This is a genomic window from Vibrio sonorensis, from assembly GCF_001854765.1.
Lineage (GTDB): Bacteria > Pseudomonadota > Gammaproteobacteria > Enterobacterales > Vibrionaceae > Vibrio > Vibrio sonorensis.
Genome location: NZ_LJJE01000124.1, coordinates 65,356 through 80,852 on the forward strand (window position 1 = coordinate 65,356; position 15,497 = coordinate 80,852).

The 15,497-nt window shown below is 43.7% G+C and carries 13 protein-coding genes and 1 pseudogene; 7 read left to right on the forward strand and 7 right to left on the reverse strand.

Features of this window, described 5'->3' with window-relative positions; all coding sequences use genetic code 11:
• Positions 1–15: 15 nt before the first annotated feature.
• Both BLO31_RS23970 and BLO31_RS23975 read right to left on the reverse strand, forming a co-directional pair.
• On the reverse strand, positions 16–192 hold the full coding sequence (locus BLO31_RS23970; RefSeq protein WP_175443274.1) for a hypothetical protein: 177 nt from the start codon (positions 190–192) through the stop codon (positions 16–18).
• Positions 193–600: 408 nt separating this feature from the next.
• Positions 601–768, reverse strand: coding sequence for a hypothetical protein (locus tag BLO31_RS23975; protein WP_175443275.1), 168 nt, complete (start codon positions 766–768; stop codon positions 601–603).
• Positions 769–965: 197 nt separating this feature from the next.
• Here BLO31_RS23975 and BLO31_RS22055 point away from each other — a divergent pair, with 197 nt between their 5' ends.
• Positions 966–2,054 carry a hypothetical protein gene (locus BLO31_RS22055; RefSeq protein WP_070972016.1) on the forward strand — a complete coding sequence of 363 codons (1,089 nt, stop codon included), beginning with the start codon at positions 966–968 and terminating at the stop codon, positions 2,052–2,054.
• 588 nt (positions 2,055–2,642) lie between these two features.
• Here BLO31_RS22055 and BLO31_RS22060 read toward each other — a convergent pair.
• Positions 2,643–3,854: an alpha/beta hydrolase gene (locus tag BLO31_RS22060; RefSeq protein WP_070972019.1), complete on the reverse strand. Its 1,212-nt coding sequence runs from the start codon at positions 3,852–3,854 to the stop codon at positions 2,643–2,645.
• A gap of 146 nt (positions 3,855–4,000) precedes the next feature.
• On the opposite strand from BLO31_RS22060, the gene BLO31_RS22065 reads away from it, so the two are divergent.
• Positions 4,001–5,665, forward strand: a complete 1,665-nt coding sequence (locus BLO31_RS22065) for a mechanosensitive ion channel family protein (protein ID WP_084659992.1) — start codon at positions 4,001–4,003, stop codon at positions 5,663–5,665.
• Positions 5,666–5,684: 19 nt separating this feature from the next.
• Here the strand turns inward: BLO31_RS22065 and BLO31_RS22070 are convergent, their stop codons facing one another.
• Positions 5,685–7,064 (reverse strand): MltF family protein, encoded by a 1,380-nt coding sequence (locus BLO31_RS22070; protein WP_084659993.1) that lies wholly within the window; start codon positions 7,062–7,064, stop codon positions 5,685–5,687.
• Between the two features lie 139 nt (positions 7,065–7,203).
• Here BLO31_RS22070 and BLO31_RS22075 point away from each other — a divergent pair, with 139 nt between their 5' ends.
• From BLO31_RS22075 to BLO31_RS22085, 3 genes are read left to right on the forward strand one after another with little or no spacing between them, the layout of a single operon-like run.
• Positions 7,204–7,761 carry a DUF2589 domain-containing protein gene (locus BLO31_RS22075; RefSeq protein ID WP_070972025.1) on the forward strand — a complete coding sequence of 186 codons (558 nt, stop codon included), beginning with the start codon at positions 7,204–7,206 and terminating at the stop codon, positions 7,759–7,761.
• Between the two features lie 32 nt (positions 7,762–7,793).
• Entirely contained in the window at positions 7,794–8,675 is an 882-nt protein-coding gene (locus BLO31_RS22080; RefSeq protein ID WP_070972028.1) for a DUF2589 domain-containing protein, read from the forward strand.
• Between the two features lie 20 nt (positions 8,676–8,695).
• Positions 8,696–8,980, forward strand: a complete 285-nt coding sequence (locus tag BLO31_RS22085; protein ID WP_070972031.1) for a hypothetical protein — start codon at positions 8,696–8,698, stop codon at positions 8,978–8,980.
• Between the two features lie 107 nt (positions 8,981–9,087).
• Here BLO31_RS22085 and BLO31_RS22090 read toward each other — a convergent pair whose 3' ends face one another.
• Complete coding sequence (locus BLO31_RS22090; protein WP_070972033.1) at positions 9,088–9,471, reverse strand: Mor transcription activator family protein; 384 nt, start codon at positions 9,469–9,471, stop codon at positions 9,088–9,090.
• 1,102 nt (positions 9,472–10,573) lie between these two features.
• Here BLO31_RS22090 and BLO31_RS22095 point away from each other — a divergent pair.
• Both BLO31_RS22095 and BLO31_RS22100 read left to right on the forward strand, forming a co-directional pair.
• Positions 10,574–11,472, forward strand: a pseudogene (locus tag BLO31_RS22095) (AraC family transcriptional regulator).
• A gap of 796 nt (positions 11,473–12,268) precedes the next feature.
• Complete coding sequence (locus tag BLO31_RS22100) at positions 12,269–12,718, forward strand: dCMP deaminase family protein (protein WP_070972036.1); 450 nt, start codon at positions 12,269–12,271, stop codon at positions 12,716–12,718.
• A 66-nt stretch (positions 12,719–12,784) separates the two neighbouring features.
• Here the strand turns inward: BLO31_RS22100 and BLO31_RS22105 are convergent, their stop codons facing one another.
• Complete coding sequence (locus BLO31_RS22105; protein WP_342669003.1) at positions 12,785–14,629, reverse strand: ATP-binding protein; 1,845 nt, start codon at positions 14,627–14,629, stop codon at positions 12,785–12,787.
• Between the two features lie 80 nt (positions 14,630–14,709).
• A complete protein-coding gene (locus BLO31_RS25065; protein ID WP_342669004.1) occupies positions 14,710–15,438 on the reverse strand; it encodes a hypothetical protein in 729 nt (242 codons plus the stop codon).
• Between the last annotated feature and the right edge of the window lie 59 nt (positions 15,439–15,497).

Below are 15,497 nucleotides of genomic sequence, written 5' to 3' on the forward strand. Positions count from 1 at the left end.
CTAAGCTCTAACACTCTAATTGATCATCGCTTTTCTGTATTGCTCCGCTTCTTGCGCGATAACGGCGATCTCGGCCACTTCTTCTGGATCTGCGCCGAACATGAGTAAATCATCGAGGAATATTTTGCCATTGGCTTGAAGTGAAGAAGCCATTACGATTAAAAGTAATCTCCGATAGTCTTGTTCGTCCATTTTCTTTCCTAGGTTCGCTCACTCATTTCTATCCTAGTTTTCCATCACGACACTTGCACCTTGGTGGCTTCACTCTTGTACATTTATCCAAATAATCAGTAGGGATCATTCGTTCTTTACATGGTAAATTTTGATCAATTGGTAAGGCCCACTCTAATAGACAAGTGATAGCGATATAGTTCGATTAAATTATGGGCTGTTGTCATAAGAGAGAAACGCTAAGAAACTTGGCCAAGATACCCACTCACAGATATTAGTTTATACAGGATGTTCCGAAGGTTAGATGTTAATAATGTGGAGGAATCAATCGGTTGTATTTAATGGCTGCAATGCAGCATTAATATTATAAACCTTTAATTTGACTTACATTAAAGGTTACGCTCTCTCCGTCAAACTCTGCCGTTCCCGTTAGCGAAACATTTCCATCGAGTACAATCGAAAAATAATGACTTTCGGGCGATATTTGCCCTTTATCAGCATTGTGCGCGCTTTTAGCTCAGCTTCATGGTGTTGCTCTATCGATAGTGAAGAGTGCTTTCTCGTCTTCCAATAAAAACCAGTAAAATTATAGCCCATAACAATTACTCTCTTGTGTTGTTTACATCGAGTTTAATGATTACAGCCTCCCATATCTGGATTTAAGAAGGGAGAATTTCCCCCACTCCACTACCGTTCATGCCATCTGGGCAGGAAACTCTTCACTCTTTGTTACCCGTTTCAAGTTGTCTCTAATAGCGAACGAACATAAACCGCTATTTTAGCTAAGGAAAAATATGAAACGTGTATTAGTTTGGTTTTCAGGAACCGGGACAGAAGCAGAAAAACAAATAGAAGAAATTGGATTCGATGTCACTTTGTTTGACCATATAATGGTAAGCAGTGGTGTCGGTACAGCAGAGCTGCGACAAATGGCAGAAAAGCTCACTAAAAAAGATAAATCTGTATTAGAGCGCTTGTTCTCTGCCACTGAAAAAACAGGTGTATTACTCGATAAAATTGAAGGTTACAAAGAACGCGAAAACATTGTCAGTGCGTTACAAGTTTTTGAAACCATCGATTACCTTAACGCTCTTCCCAATGATGAACATGTAGAAATGGTATTAGGTGGTCATAGCCGTGGTGCTGCTGTTGGTTTGGTCACATTTTTGGCCACACTGAATGAGCAAGCTCGTTACTCCGTAAACGAAGAAGGTGACACCTGTTGGTCCAAAGTATCAGAGATCCAATTGGTACCCGTTGATCCAGTGGCTGGCAAGCAAGCTGGCAGTGAAGATACCAATGACATGTTAAATCTTCCTAATGATTATCCTATGAGTGCACTGTTAAGTGATATCGAAAATAACTTATTCCAGGGTCGTGAAGTTTTTCAGGTAAAAGTGTTTTGTGCTAGATTTGATGCTCGTGATGAATTTAGATTTGATTCTCGATGGTTTGAATTTATTCAAACAAGTCAATCGTTAGCTAGACCAGTTACGGTAATGTCCGCTGGCTTTAGGCATTCATCTATGGTTGATATAGAAGATGAGCTTCTTCCGCTCTACGCTGACATTGATACGTCGCCTATTCAATTACTGCGAAGTATTATTGAAGGAAACTCACTAGAATCTATTCAAAATGATATCGAGTTAATCCGAGGTGTCGAACTGAGCTTTATCAATCGTTTAGCGCGAGGTAAACTCACTGAAGAAGATCAGTTTATCGAAAAGAGAACTAGAACGGACTCTTACATCTCCGATGGTATTTTTGGTCGTTGGTTGAGCGACCATATATACAATGGTGAAAGCCTCATGACGATACTTCATGATCATGCTGAACTGCTCAATGAAGATTTTCATATCAATCGTCGCTACCTATTTAAATAAGCGCGAGCTGACGGAGACTAAGGTATTACAGTAAAAAAACGGAAGGTGATCAGCCTTCCGTTTATTTCCTACTTAGTTAATGTTACGTATACAATGCTCTAAGAATTTCGTTCATAATCCAGCTAAGACTCCGAACTGTTGTTTCCCTACCTAAGCCCGTGAATCAGCGATCAATCTCAGTTTCAAATGAGATTACTTTAGTGCCTGCGCTTGTATGGATCTGCCGTACTAAATACAGCGTCGTGCCACTATACCGAAACCTTGGATTTCTCGTTCTGCGACAAATGCATTCATCAATTGTCCCATCTATTCCTGAACCGATGCCTTAGACATTCGGCCTAAAAGATTAAACACAAGTAAACATTCCTAATAAGCCAAAGTGGTTGCTCTCCTTGGGATTGGTGAAACCACTTCGACTAGAAACCGTTTGTACTCTAGCTACAGCTTCCTTCTTTGGACAAACTTAAACTTGAGGCAAACTCAATTTAGCAAGTCCACTATTCTCGTTAGTGATCGAGTCTGCAATCGGTCACTCGCTAGTCTACCTAAATGAAAACTTTCCCTTGGAAATTTGGTTCACATCTAAACTCAAAACACTGACATCATGATAAATTCGTGTAAAAACCCTTCAAACTCCCGACCGCTGAAATCATTGTGGTTGGGTATCAATTCTGGCTCAACACTCACTACCAGGTAAGGCGCTCGCGTCACATCTTGATATCGACTGCTCAGCTCAGCTTCAGTGAAATAGATAGTACGCAATCCCTGTTCCCACTGTCTACGAGCGTATAACGCCATATCACCGCGACTTTTCCTCATACCGACATGATTCGAGGACACAGCAAGATCGTGGCTAACGTAGGGTTTAAAATGACCAATGGCCATTCGGGCAGCACTGCTTTGGTTGACCAACACCGACTCTTTACCAATTCGAGTTTTCATGTAACGGGTCGATTCAAAGCTCCGTGTCAGGGCGTTCCCCACGGGAAATGCATACTTGGTAGCCCAATCATTTTGGGAAGTAAAAATGGCCAAAGTGGGCTTTTGACCAGCGAAAAAATGATTGTAGCGATCTTTCATGTCATGGAAATGTGCGTACTTAAGTCCATCAAACGCGGGGTTGATCAAAATAGTCAGATCCCCTATTCCTTTGGTTACCTGATCGCCATTACTTGATTCCACCAACTGCTGTGAAAACAGTTTATTAAGGGCAGTAAACACGATTGCCCCTCCAAAACTGTGCCCTAACGTTACTAGCTTAGTGTCTGTAATACTCTGCTTTTTAAGAGAATTTAGATATGAAAACAGCTCTATCAAGCTGCCGTCAGCCACCCGTTTGGCCGCACTTTGTCGATCCCAGAACGTCGTGTATTCTAAGATAGGAACGTCCACAGAGCGTCCGCGCCAACCCACATAAATCCCTAATAGACTCCAGCGACTGCTATCTAATGTTTGGCTCATTTTTGCCAATTGCTTCTTAAAGGTTGCAACATTGGAATCGGTATTACTGGCATTATGTTGCCAACCATGCACATAGACGTAAATCAACAAATCTTTGTCACGGCTTGCTTCCTTAGCATGACGCTTAATCAGTTCAAACTGCTCCCGGTCCCAGAACATACCCTGATCATCCACTTCGACAAAGCCCAAAGTATAAGGGTCCTGAACGGATTCTTGATACAGAGAACTACGGTTACACTTAGATTTTTCACAGTCATTCGGATGGTAGGGTTGCGGATCCAGACATCCTGTTAGCGCTAGTAATGCGAACCAAATTATCAGTTTTCGCTCAAAAATCATGGTGATTCCTTATTGGTTTGATGATCTTATCTCATCAAACCTGCGCCTAAAGTTCCTGCTGGAAAAGAGTCCTAGTGAAACGACCACCGCTGCCTACCTTCACATTTCCTACCTAGCTTAATGCTTTTCAGTTACGGAGATCGCTAATGATTTTTCATTCACCTCAGGTCGTACTCGTATTTTGCCTGTTGACAGTTTTTTTACCCGCCAACGCATCGGAGGCCAACAAACCTTTAGCGCCTAATTTAGGCTTTCCACTCGCTCCAGCAGATACTCGCAGTCCATATTCCACCCTTACTAGTTTTCTTACGCTTACCGAAGAGGCAGGAAGCCTACTGCAAACCATGCTAAAAAGAGAACCGAGTCTCACCGACTCATTTGACCCTGAGCAAGAGCGCCGAATAGAAGATCTCGTCAAACGCGCTCAGAGCTGTTTTAACCTAGCCAATTATCCCAGCGCTTCACGCCATAGGATTGGGTTAGAATCGGTACTGCTTCTGAATGAAATTCTAAAACGGGTTCCTCCATTTGACCTAACTAAGATCCCTGGCGCTCCTGAACACCAGAGCGAACCAATGCCCACCCGTTGGCGAATTCCAGCTACGCAAATCTACCTGGCGAAAAACGCCCTCGGAGACTATCAAATCGCCCCGGATAGCATCAACGACCTGAGACAGTTCTACAAACAGATAGTGCATCTACCGGCAGCCGACCCCTCTGCAATGGATTTGTATCAGTTTTTCGAGTCAAGTCCAGGTACATTAGTGCCACCAGATTGGTTTTACTACCTTTCATCCCTGCCCGACCCTCTGTTTGTACTTTATGGCGATCAGGCAGTGTGGCAATGGATATTTTTCGTGATTCTGACCTGTGCGTTTCTCATTCTTTTGTATTGGATTTGGTGCTACCAGCAATGGTTAAAGAGAGAGGTAATCGGCGCGAGCGCTCTGGCACTCAGTATCAAGACTTATCTGTGGTTGTTGACCAACGAGATCAATATTGGGGGTAAACTGATGTACCAACTGACCCTAATCTGCGAACTGCTGATATGGCCGTTGCTTGCTTTAGCCATCTATCAGGGTGCATTTCGTCTGATGAACACCTTAGCCAGTCTTGGGGTTCAAGACTCTCTTGAACAAAGTATGGTTAAAGTCCTAAGTACTATTGTCAGTTTCGTCGCCGCCATCACTGTGGTCAGTTACGGTGCAACCCGGATTGGCATACCCGTTTATGGTATCGTTACCAGCTTGAGTTTAGGAGGCATGGCCATCGCGTTGGCGATCCGACCGACAATGGAGAACTTTATTGGTGGTGTGATCTTGTATCTAGATAAAGCTATTCAGGTAGGGGATTACTGCGAGTTTGAAGATGTTGCAGGGACAGTCGAGTCTATCGGTATTCGTTCGACCAAGATTCGAGCCTTAGATCGGACTCTGATCACTATCGCCAATGGTAGCTTAGTGCGCATGAAACTAACTAACTACAGTCGTCGCGATAAGTTTCATTTCCGTACCACCTTATCCGTAAGTTACCAAACCAGTATGGAAACATTAAGTCAAGTAATTGAAGCGCTAAAACGGTATTTGAAGCATCAACCCAATGTCGCACAACAGCCATTGAGGGTCAATTTTACTCAGTTTGCAAACTGCTCCTTACAGATCGATATTCACGCTTATATCTATGCCCTCGACAGAAGTGCGTTTCTCAATATTCAGCAGACCATGCTATTCGATATAGCTGAGATCATGGCTCAACATAGTGTCGACTTCGCTTATCCGACCCAAACCTTGTACCTAAAAAACACCAATTAAGGTCCTCCCCCGAGGCCGCTCATGGCGCCTTCGGGGGGCTCTCTATCGCCTTTCTGTAATGTGTATAACGATTGAAAATTCGCTGCACATAATCACGCGTTTCACTTCCCCGACAATACCCATGTTTGACATATGGCTTGGTGTATACCTGTTGTTGCTCCAATCTAACAATGTAGTGCTCCACACTACCGAACCACTTATAAGGGTCACCGCCATCATGGCGGGCAACGCGTTGTGCATCAAGCACATGTCCGATCCCAGCGTTGTAGGACGCAAAGGTAAAAGCTAAGGCTTCGTTAAGTGGCAGTTGTTTCCAATAGTTCTGGTAAAGCCAGAGGTTGTACTTGGCCCCTCCCTCAATATTTTCCGCCGGATCAAACACATTCAATACCTGCATATCGGTTGCGGTTTCGCGCATTAGCTGCATAATTCCCTTTGCGCCAGCGGCTGAGCGAGCATCCGCCTTAAATGCGGATTCAGTATACGCTTGAGCCGCTAACCATAACCAACTGAAGGGCGCTTCTGAATACTTTTGAAAATAGTGATCCCACGGGCTGATTGTCAAATAGTCTGCTGATCTAAGCTCGTTCTGCTGAGACTGATAGGCGGTGATGATCGCTTGTGCCCGGGATGATTTAAGCCATTGATTGATCGATGCCACCAAAGCTTCAGAACGCAGGTTAAATGCAAAAGCGATATTTCGTGGCTCACCAAATACTATTGGCGCTGCTAACGAAGAGTACTGTGCGTTTGGACTTCGTGCGATATGCTCATCAGCTATCGTATAAGACCACTCCCCATCCGCCACACCTTTAATAATTTCCAAAGTGGAAAGCCGAGTAGACAAGAACTGAGTAAATATTTGAGTTGTTTCGCTTAAGGCGTTCAGCTCATCCTCATAGACCGAGCCTTTGCGTACCGACACCGTTTTATGCTTCAACCCACTCAGGTTAGAAACACGATAATCCTGACGCTGTATCAGTACTTCTCGTGTTTGCATGATTGGTGCTGAAAACTCAACAAATTGTGCGCGCTCGGGTGTAGGTGTGAGATCTGCTGCTACCAGATCCACGTTGCGGTTTATCAAAGCGCGAAACAAGCCATTCAAATCGCTTTCATAAACCAACTGTAAGTGCCACCCCATTTCTTCCGCGTAGTTTTTAAGTATCTCGCATTCCAACCCTCTGAGTTTTCCACGTTTATAAAAACACCCTACTCCATTAAGTCGTGTGGCGACCCTCAGCACTCCCGATTTTTTAATCCTTTGATAGGCAGACTCGTCAGCGTCGTTTTCGTCCGTATAGTAGATCACATCGGGTTCCAACAACATCGGATACACCACCCAAATTACCCAGCCCATCCACGCCAATAAAAGGCTCAACCAAAACCTGTTCATCATCCTCACCTCTCACATCACGGTTTGGTCGTCACTCTATCTAACCGCACGATTTTCTGGATTAGGGAAGCAATTCCAGCTGCTTTGTGCCATTGGCGATCACTAATCTAGGTCCGTAATCAACACATGAGGGCTGAATCAAATGAGAATTTTCAACAAAAACAAACCCATTTCACCGCAACACCTAGACGGTATCGTCCGCGGTTTAAACTACGTCGCCAACTGCGCCAGTGATATGAGCCTGTCTCATTATCAGAATCTGATTAAGCAGTATTTTGACTACGACCAGAAAAACGACGTGTATACCCCCAAGATCGTCAAGCTGATGCTCGATAAAGAGCATGAGATCAACATGCCACTCATCGCCGTTACTGACGCTAAAGGCCTCTATCTCGATGAACTGGAAGTGGATTTTTCCGTCAGAGTCACGGGGGTCGAAAGCGCTCAACTGGAACAAGGGTTACAAGAAAACTGTTCTCAGTTGCTTGTAGACATAGCCCCACGACAACACGACCAATCAGGACGGGATAAAGACATCATTGATTTTAAAGTGAAATTTAAATCCAGTGACGCACCTGAATGCGTGATGAAAGTGATCGACAAATACAATTCTCAAATTACACCAAACCTCATCAGCGAGGATGAACCCGATACGCCGCCTGCAGAAACAACCTCTGCGGCAGCATCTCCCGAGGCATAACGCCTCAGTCTTAAAACAAAAAGGAAATCCGTATGGCTTTAGAAAGCATGCAAAACCAATTTTCAGGCCTTCCAATGGAAAGCTTGATTGGCTCACCACTCAAAGCAGCCTGTGACGCGCAGGTAATGCTGGCACAATCCACCGTCAACTTTATCCGCGACGTCGGATTTGAAGGGGACAAAACCCGCACCGCAGATTTTTCCTATACCCGTCATGTGGTAACAGGTAAAGATGGTCTGGGAAATGACATCATCGATAAAGAAGACATTGGTCTTGAAGTGCCAGTCTTGGCCATTGTCAATATTCCCAGCTTGATGGTTGACGAAGTGGACATCACTTTTGATATGGAAGTGAAGTCGGCCGAGTCCTCGAAAGAAACCCAAGATACCAAAGGCGAGTTTTCTGCAAAAGCCAAGCTTGGATGGGGGCCTTTCAGTGTCACAGCAAACGTATCCGGTAGCGTCGCGTCGCACAAAGAAAACACTCGTTCGAGCGACAATTCGGCTAAATACCATGTACAGGTACACGCCTCACAAGCTGGCACGCCAGAAGGTTTATCTCGTGTATTAGATATTATCCAAGATTCGGTGGCGCCGAAATCGGTCGATGGTCCAAATCAAGCCCTATTAGAAAAAGACAACATAAAAACAGCGTCAGAAGAAGTGGTCAAAGCGCGTAAGGAATTGGAGCAAGCCACTTCAAAGCTTGAGTTGGCCAATATGAACTTGGAGAAGGCTAAAGCCTCTTCGGGATCAACTCAAACATCGCCAACAGGTACCGTCCCAGCATCGGGAGCAAGCCAGCCATTAAAAGAAGCCGAAGACAAAGTGGCTGAAATGAAAGCCGCGAAAGCAGACGCAGAAATCAAGTTGAAGGAAAAACTTAACGATCTTCAGGTGGAGATTAACAAGTAATCACGATAAGGAATTAAGTCATGGTCAAACACAGCGGTACCACTGACACATTGGATCTAACGGAGGTTCGTCACATAGAACGAATCGTTGTCGGGCGTTACAACCCTCATAACCCTGACGATGATGGGTTTATGGATCGACAAATCGACAAACTGAATCAATATCTCTATGCCACCCCGAAAGGGACACTGATCGGTAAAGATACTACATTCAAGGTATTCAAATTTGGTGAGAATACCGTTGTGTGCCAACAAGTGGCCTACCACATTGGTTTTAAGAGGAAACCAACCAGTTTGCCACGATAAGGCTTAGTATTTTTGATGTCATCCCCATTTAACCGTGGGGATTTTTATTTGTCCTTCAATTTGATAGCTCAGCGACGATTCTTCGCTGAGCCGATTTTTCCCATCAGTTATTTGTTTTTGATATTACCGATTTGGCGGATGCTAAGATTATACTTTAGCGCCAACTCTGAACGTGATGCCCCGTCTACACTCGCCTGTTTGATCTGCAAATTACGTATCTGTCGGTCAAAGTGTTCGCGTTTAGGTACCTCCAGCGTGATCCCGCCAAAATGGGCGCACAATACGGCCAAGTTCTCAGGTTTTATCACCGTTTTCAGGCTCGTTCGCTGTGGACTTTTGGCAATGTACTTTACCTGCCCTCCGAACTGACAAATAAACTCGTAGGCTTCATTGACACCTAGCAGCTCTATCAGCTCCTGAACCTGCTTGGGCATAATGGTAGTATCGAGATTATCCAGTATTGACGTTTGTGTGATATTTGAAGTTTTCATTCTCTTTTCCTTATTACCTAGTCCAAGGGAATAAAAACAGGATTTAAGATTGAGAACTATAAGGAAAAATCTCCTTAGTAATTAAAAATCAGAAACTTAGCGTACAATTCATGTAAGGTTATCACACATTGATCAAGACATTTTTATTGATAGCGTAGCACGGCGCGACACATGGGTAGGGGGAAGTAACACGAGACAAGCAGAACTTATCATCATAAAAAGGGGCTGATATAGATAATAAACTGAAAAAGCGGCATGCCCCGCCTCTATGGATCATCCAGAGTTTGGTCATTCCACGATGAGAATATTGCCGATAACAATGTTTTCATCGTGGCGTTCCTCTTTCTGCTTCTCCTCAGGCGCTTTTTGTTTTGGCTGTTAATAAAGAATTACTGAGAACACCTCATACTTCATTGACATCTCCAAGCGAGCAACACTCTATATGAGCGGCTAGATAGTGACTAACACAAAACCACGCCCTATCTAGACTGTCGTTACTATACAGTTAAATCTCGTATTCAACTCAATAGTAAAAACCCACCCTTTTGCAACATTACAGAGAATAAAGCAAAGTGATTAATTGGAATACTGTACACGGGTTCATTTTTAAGCGCTCTTCGACAGATAAGACTAAACACTCATCTGTTCTACTTTGCCATGCTTCAAATAGTTCTTGATTTACTAGACGAGCCATGGAAACAAATCATTCCCACCCCCAATAACTGACAAGGCTGCCATTAGCAATTTTGATTTCATTGCATAATGCATTTGCATATTGCAAACAATTACCCACAAAAAGTACTGTTTTGGTCAAATAAGCACCTATTTTCAGCAAAAACAGGCGATATTAAACTTGGCACATAGATTGCTTTATTTATATTGACCCTTGTTAAGCCGAGGGTCACCTAGCCAACTGACGTTGTTAGTGAACCGATTTGTTCACACTTATATTCGCCAACCGACATTATTTTCGGTTGGCTTTTTTCTTTTTTGGCGTCTGATAAATCTTTTGTGTGAATCACTTCTCGCTATCGATGTTCTGATAACCCCTTTTTAATGCTTAGCATTATGATTTTGATCGGTCTTTTTATATGGATGTTGCATGAAAACCGATTACCAAAAACGGCTACTTCCAGTTATACGGCATCTTGAACAAGAGTTTAATAAGCCTTTAAACCTGAATGAGGTAGCATCACTAGCCTGTTTATCGCCCTATCACTTTCATCGCATTTTTAAAGCGGTGATGGGAGAAACTCTAAACGAGTACTTGCGTCGACTCCGTTTGCAACACGCGGCCGATGACCTTTTTTACAAGAAGCCGCCAATTCTAGAGGTTGCGTTGAACTATGGTTTCGCTAGCTCACAAAGCTTGGCCAAGGCGTTTCGTCAGCATTTTGATTTAACGCCTTCTGCAATACGCGATTGCGAGAGTGTTGCTCAATTCACTCAAATGATGAGAAATAGCAAGATTGGACACGCACTCCGCAAGGCTGGAAACGCCTCCCAGATTGTTGAAGATTACGATGTTTCTAACTTAAACGTAAGGAGCGGAGTGATGAAAATAGAAGCGTTTCCCAAGGGGCATCTAGCTATGTTCGAGTAACTGGACCGTATGGAGAAAACTATGAATCTGCCAGTGGCCAACTATACAGTTGGGCGGGTGCAAGGGGTTTAGCAAATAGGCCGTGTTTGTTTATCTACCACGATAATCCAGAGGTAACACCAGCCGACAAATGTCGCACCGATATCTGCCTTCTGTTAGATGAAAAAGTCGAAACAGGTGGTGGGGTCGAGCTCGCCGAGTTTGAAGGCGGAAAATACGCGACTTATCGGGTTACCATCACCGAACACAGCCAGTATGCGACCGCTTGGGATGAAGCAATGGAAGACGTTGTAAAACAAGGCTTAGAGTCTGATGCAAGACCTTGCTTTGAATATTATCACGCCTACGATCCCGAAACTCATGTAGCCGACGTCAGTATTTGTACTGCAATTAAATAGAAGCATAAGAAAACCCCGCTAAGCTTTCGCCTAGCGGGGTCAAGTCTTACTCGCAGCAATCCGGCTACTAATAGGTGCTCCCTGCATCTATTCCTTGATAGTACGCTGATTCCTTCAGCACTGTCCTTATCATCGCCTTCCTAGCGGTGTCCTCGGCAATCCAGCCCGTTAACCATCCGGGTTAACTCACATCACTCGTATCCATGAGCGGTGTCCTGTAATCATCATCCTGACGATTTTGCCTTAGTCCTTTAATGTCCATCAGCCTTCCGTTGCAACCATCCTAGTTACGTAGCTTCCAGCTTATGTCCTTTGCTTTCCTTGCCGACCGTTAATCCTTAACAATCGAATCTTCTTCCTGAAGATGACCTATCCTTGGGTCTTTCCTGTTCCATGTCTGCATCCTGCTGACACCTTTAAGATTAAATCAATCACCGGCGATGGCAATTGACTAGAGAAAATCCCTTAAAATGCCCAGTTATTTAAAAAACCATAATAATCATATAAAACAAAAATTTAAATTAATAAATTGCTTAACTCTTGGTTTTTGTAATCCTTTTCACTCACAAGTTTGTAAGAGATCTCTCACAATAAACCGTGCCGATCACTCTATCCCCTATTTTGCACTACTGTTTGTAGACTTGTGTTTCAACTAATCAGATCGAACTTGATCTATTTCTGGCTGTTAGCATACTGGGGTTTAGAGGGCTTTACCGCTATATATCGGTGTGTTCAACAAGAAATATAGGCTATTATGTGTCTCATTCGTATTTTCGGTCTAATTGAGGGAACCTAGATGATCAGTAAATGGGCGCAGCGCTTTTTCCAAATGGCTGAACTTGTCGGCTCTTGGAGTAAAGACCCTTCTACTCAGGTCGGCGCGGTAATAACTAAGCAAAACCGTATTGTTTCTGTTGGGTTTAACGGTTACCCACACGGCATTTCTGATAGCGCAGATACCGACGAGCGCGAAATGAAGTATTTAAAAACTCTACACGCTGAAGAAAATGCCATTTTGTTTGCCAAACGCGATTTGGATGGCTGTGAAATTTGGGTGACTCATTTTCCTTGCCCCAACTGCGCAGCAAAAATTATTCAAACGGGTATTTCTGCGGTGCATTGTCCTGAGCAGTCTGAAGACTTTATGTCTCGCTGGGGCGATAAAATAAAAGTCAGCCAAGATATGTTTGAACAAGCAGGTGTTAACGTTGATTGGCTACCAGTCATTGACCTTAGAACTAAATAAGCTAGCGGCTTCATCTTGAACTAGTCAGTAAAAGAACAGATAGCGGCATCCCCTGTCTGTTCTTTTTTATACTGGGACATTTAATCGGTCAAACATGTCGAACAGCTGTTGTGATTTATAAGGTTTAGGTAGGTAAGCATCCATCCCCGCCTCAAAACAACTGTCTATCTCTTCTTGGAGCACACTCGCTGTAAGGGCGATGATAGGCAAGCGTTCTTTGCCTTGGTCGTATTCCCATTGGCGAATTTTACGGGTCGCGGTCAATCCATCCATCACTGGCATCATACAATCCATTAGAATGGCACTAAACGCTTCGCCGGAAGCGATCATCTCAACGGCTTCTAATCCGTTACCAGCGATCTTGTACTCTATCCCCGCTTTATTAAGGAAGAAACTGGCAATCTTTTGGTTCATCAAGTTGTCTTCTACAATGAGTACTTTACGCAGCGTTGTCTGTTGGTCTGGAAGGAAATTACCCTCTAGCACTGATGAACCAAGTACTGCTCCTGGGCCCACCGCTTTTTTAAGCAGTGATTCCAATTTAAACCCGAGCACGGGTAGGGTTAAGCTGTTAGAGGCAATCACATCGAGATCTGGGCTTAAGAACAGGTGATGTTGTAGGAGAATGATATCCGCACTACAGAATCTTGCGCTCAACTGTGGGATCTGTTTGTGGGCGCTGTGCTCTTTACATCGGCTGTAAAACACCAAGTCGTAACTGTCTTCGTAGAGCAGCGCATCGTGAATGGTCGAACATCGAGTCACTTGTACGCCATAACGTTCTAACTCTCCGATAACTAGCTTACTGTATCTAGACTCGTTCTCTATCAGTAGAGCGGAAAGCGAACTGTATTTCTCTTCCGATGCTGCTTTTAGTACTTTCACGGGAATGACAAATTCAAAGCAACTTCCCAGCCCTCGCGTCGATTCTACTGTTATATCACCACCCATAACTTCAACGATCTGCTTGCAAATGGTTAAACCTAAGCCTGTTCCACCGTAGCGTCGAGTAATGCTGCCATCTTCTTGTGTAAAGGGCATAAAAATGTCACTGAGCTTGTGTTTTTCTATTCCCACTCCTGAATCGATCACCGAGCAACTGATACTGTCTTGACCATCATTGCGGTGAAAAGACAGTTCTACAGACACAAATCCATCTTTGGTAAATTTAATCGCATTGCTTAACAGGTTCATCAATACCTGTTTGAAGCGAAACGAATCTAGCCTTACGCACTCAGGTATAGAGCTGTTTAATTCCACTTGCAGCTCTACTTGCTGTTTCATGGCTTTCGCACTTAACATGCCAAGTGTTTCAAACACACAGTCTCTGAGATCAGTGTCTTGTTCAGAAAGCGTGAGTTTTCCCGATTCAATTTTTGAAAGATCGAGAATGTCGTTAATCAAGACGAGCAAAGCATGAGAAGAGGCATCTATATCGGACAAGATCTCTTTTTGGCTTTGATTTAGATGACTGTCGGAGAGGATTTCTGTCATGCCCACTATCCCGTTTAACGGTGTTCGAATTTCATGGGACATATTCGCTAGAAAAACACTTTTGGCCTTGTTTGCAGCTTCGGCAGTTTCCTTGGACTCAACCAACTGTCGCTGATAGCGGTACTGGTCATCAATAATGTGGTTTAGCTCATGTGCAAATTCTGTAAATTCATCATTGCCTTCTATCTCAATCTGCTTCGCGTTGTCATTATTTTTTCGCATTGAGCTCATGGTATTGAGAATTCGAGAAAGTTTGTTATTGATTCGCAATAAGGTGCTGGTTCCCCAGCCAAACATGGCGACAAACAAGAGTAGACTCGCCACTGTCACCATAAACATGTTCTTTTGGCTACTACTAATGGTGTTGTTGATTTGCGAGCGCAAGCTATCGCTAAAGTTAGTGAGCTGGCGTAGCACCAGTTGATTGCGCTTCTCAACAGCACTGCCGATGGTGGCTATCTCTTCGGGTGTAGCTCGATTACTCAGTATTTGAGCTCTTAAATAGCTACCACGGCGAAAATCTCGACTAGAAAACAGCGCAAGCAGTTCTTTAACCTGATCGGAACTGGCACTTTCGTAATGTATTTGTCTAAATAGAACTGCTGACGCTCGTTAATCCGGAAGTACTGAGGTGCAAAATCAGAATAGTCCCATCCCAATACGTTTAACTCACGTGCCAGCCACGCCTCTCTTTCCATCCAGTAGTAAAGCCAGCTAAGGTCGCTGAGAACTAAGTCGAGCTTATGAATCGCCACGTTTGCATCGTGGCTTTCAATCTTTTGTATATCAAAGTAGATATCGTACAGAATCTCGTACATTAACCTTGCGATTTCTACCGTACCTTGAGGACTGGCATTGTTTAGTTCAGGTAACAGCTCTTTGATTTCTTCTAAGTGCTGCAAAGTTTGAGGATTATATTCGCCACTATGATGGTTATGTCCTTGAACATGCGACACTTTCTCGATACGTTTAATTGTCTCTGTCGCTAAAGAGACGGAGGTTTGAGAAGGCAACCCTTCTACGCGCTTTGTGACACCTTGATAGATATGACCGGATAACACGGAAAGGAGATTGAGAGTACGAGCTTTTTCATCGATGACCGTATAGCTATGAAGTTGCTCTTGAATACGGATCACAGAGTTTACTGCAAAGCCAATGATCACAACGGTTGGCACCAGACACAGTACCAAAAGACGTGATTTAATCGAAAAATTGCTCAGTGACATTAATTCATTCCTTGAATCAAGTTAACTCTAGCCTATGGTTAATAATAGCTAATTCTTAT

What these genes read in the sequence shown, in the direction of transcription:
- BLO31_RS23970 (WP_175443274.1), bottom strand. Translation starts at nt 192, where the DNA reads ATGGACGAACAAGACTATCGGAGATTACTTTTAATCGTAATGGCTTCT.
- BLO31_RS23975 (WP_175443275.1), bottom strand. Translation starts at nt 768, where the DNA reads ATGGGCTATAATTTTACTGGTTTTTATTGGAAGACGAGAAAGCACTCT.
- BLO31_RS22055 (WP_070972016.1), top strand. Translation starts at nt 966, where the DNA reads ATGAAACGTGTATTAGTTTGGTTTTCAGGAACCGGGACAGAAGCAGAA.
- BLO31_RS22060 (WP_070972019.1), bottom strand. Translation starts at nt 3,854, where the DNA reads ATGATTTTTGAGCGAAAACTGATAATTTGGTTCGCATTACTAGCGCTA.
- BLO31_RS22065 (WP_084659992.1), top strand. Translation starts at nt 4,001, where the DNA reads ATGATTTTTCATTCACCTCAGGTCGTACTCGTATTTTGCCTGTTGACA.
- BLO31_RS22070 (WP_084659993.1), bottom strand. Translation starts at nt 7,064, where the DNA reads ATGATGAACAGGTTTTGGTTGAGCCTTTTATTGGCGTGGATGGGCTGG.
- BLO31_RS22075 (WP_070972025.1), top strand. Translation starts at nt 7,204, where the DNA reads ATGAGAATTTTCAACAAAAACAAACCCATTTCACCGCAACACCTAGAC.
- BLO31_RS22080 (WP_070972028.1), top strand. Translation starts at nt 7,794, where the DNA reads ATGGCTTTAGAAAGCATGCAAAACCAATTTTCAGGCCTTCCAATGGAA.
- BLO31_RS22085 (WP_070972031.1), top strand. Translation starts at nt 8,696, where the DNA reads ATGGTCAAACACAGCGGTACCACTGACACATTGGATCTAACGGAGGTT.
- BLO31_RS22090 (WP_070972033.1), bottom strand. Translation starts at nt 9,471, where the DNA reads ATGAAAACTTCAAATATCACACAAACGTCAATACTGGATAATCTCGAT.
- BLO31_RS22100 (WP_070972036.1), top strand. Translation starts at nt 12,269, where the DNA reads ATGATCAGTAAATGGGCGCAGCGCTTTTTCCAAATGGCTGAACTTGTC.
- BLO31_RS25065 (WP_342669004.1), bottom strand. Translation starts at nt 15,438, where the DNA reads ATGTCACTGAGCAATTTTTCGATTAAATCACGTCTTTTGGTACTGTGT.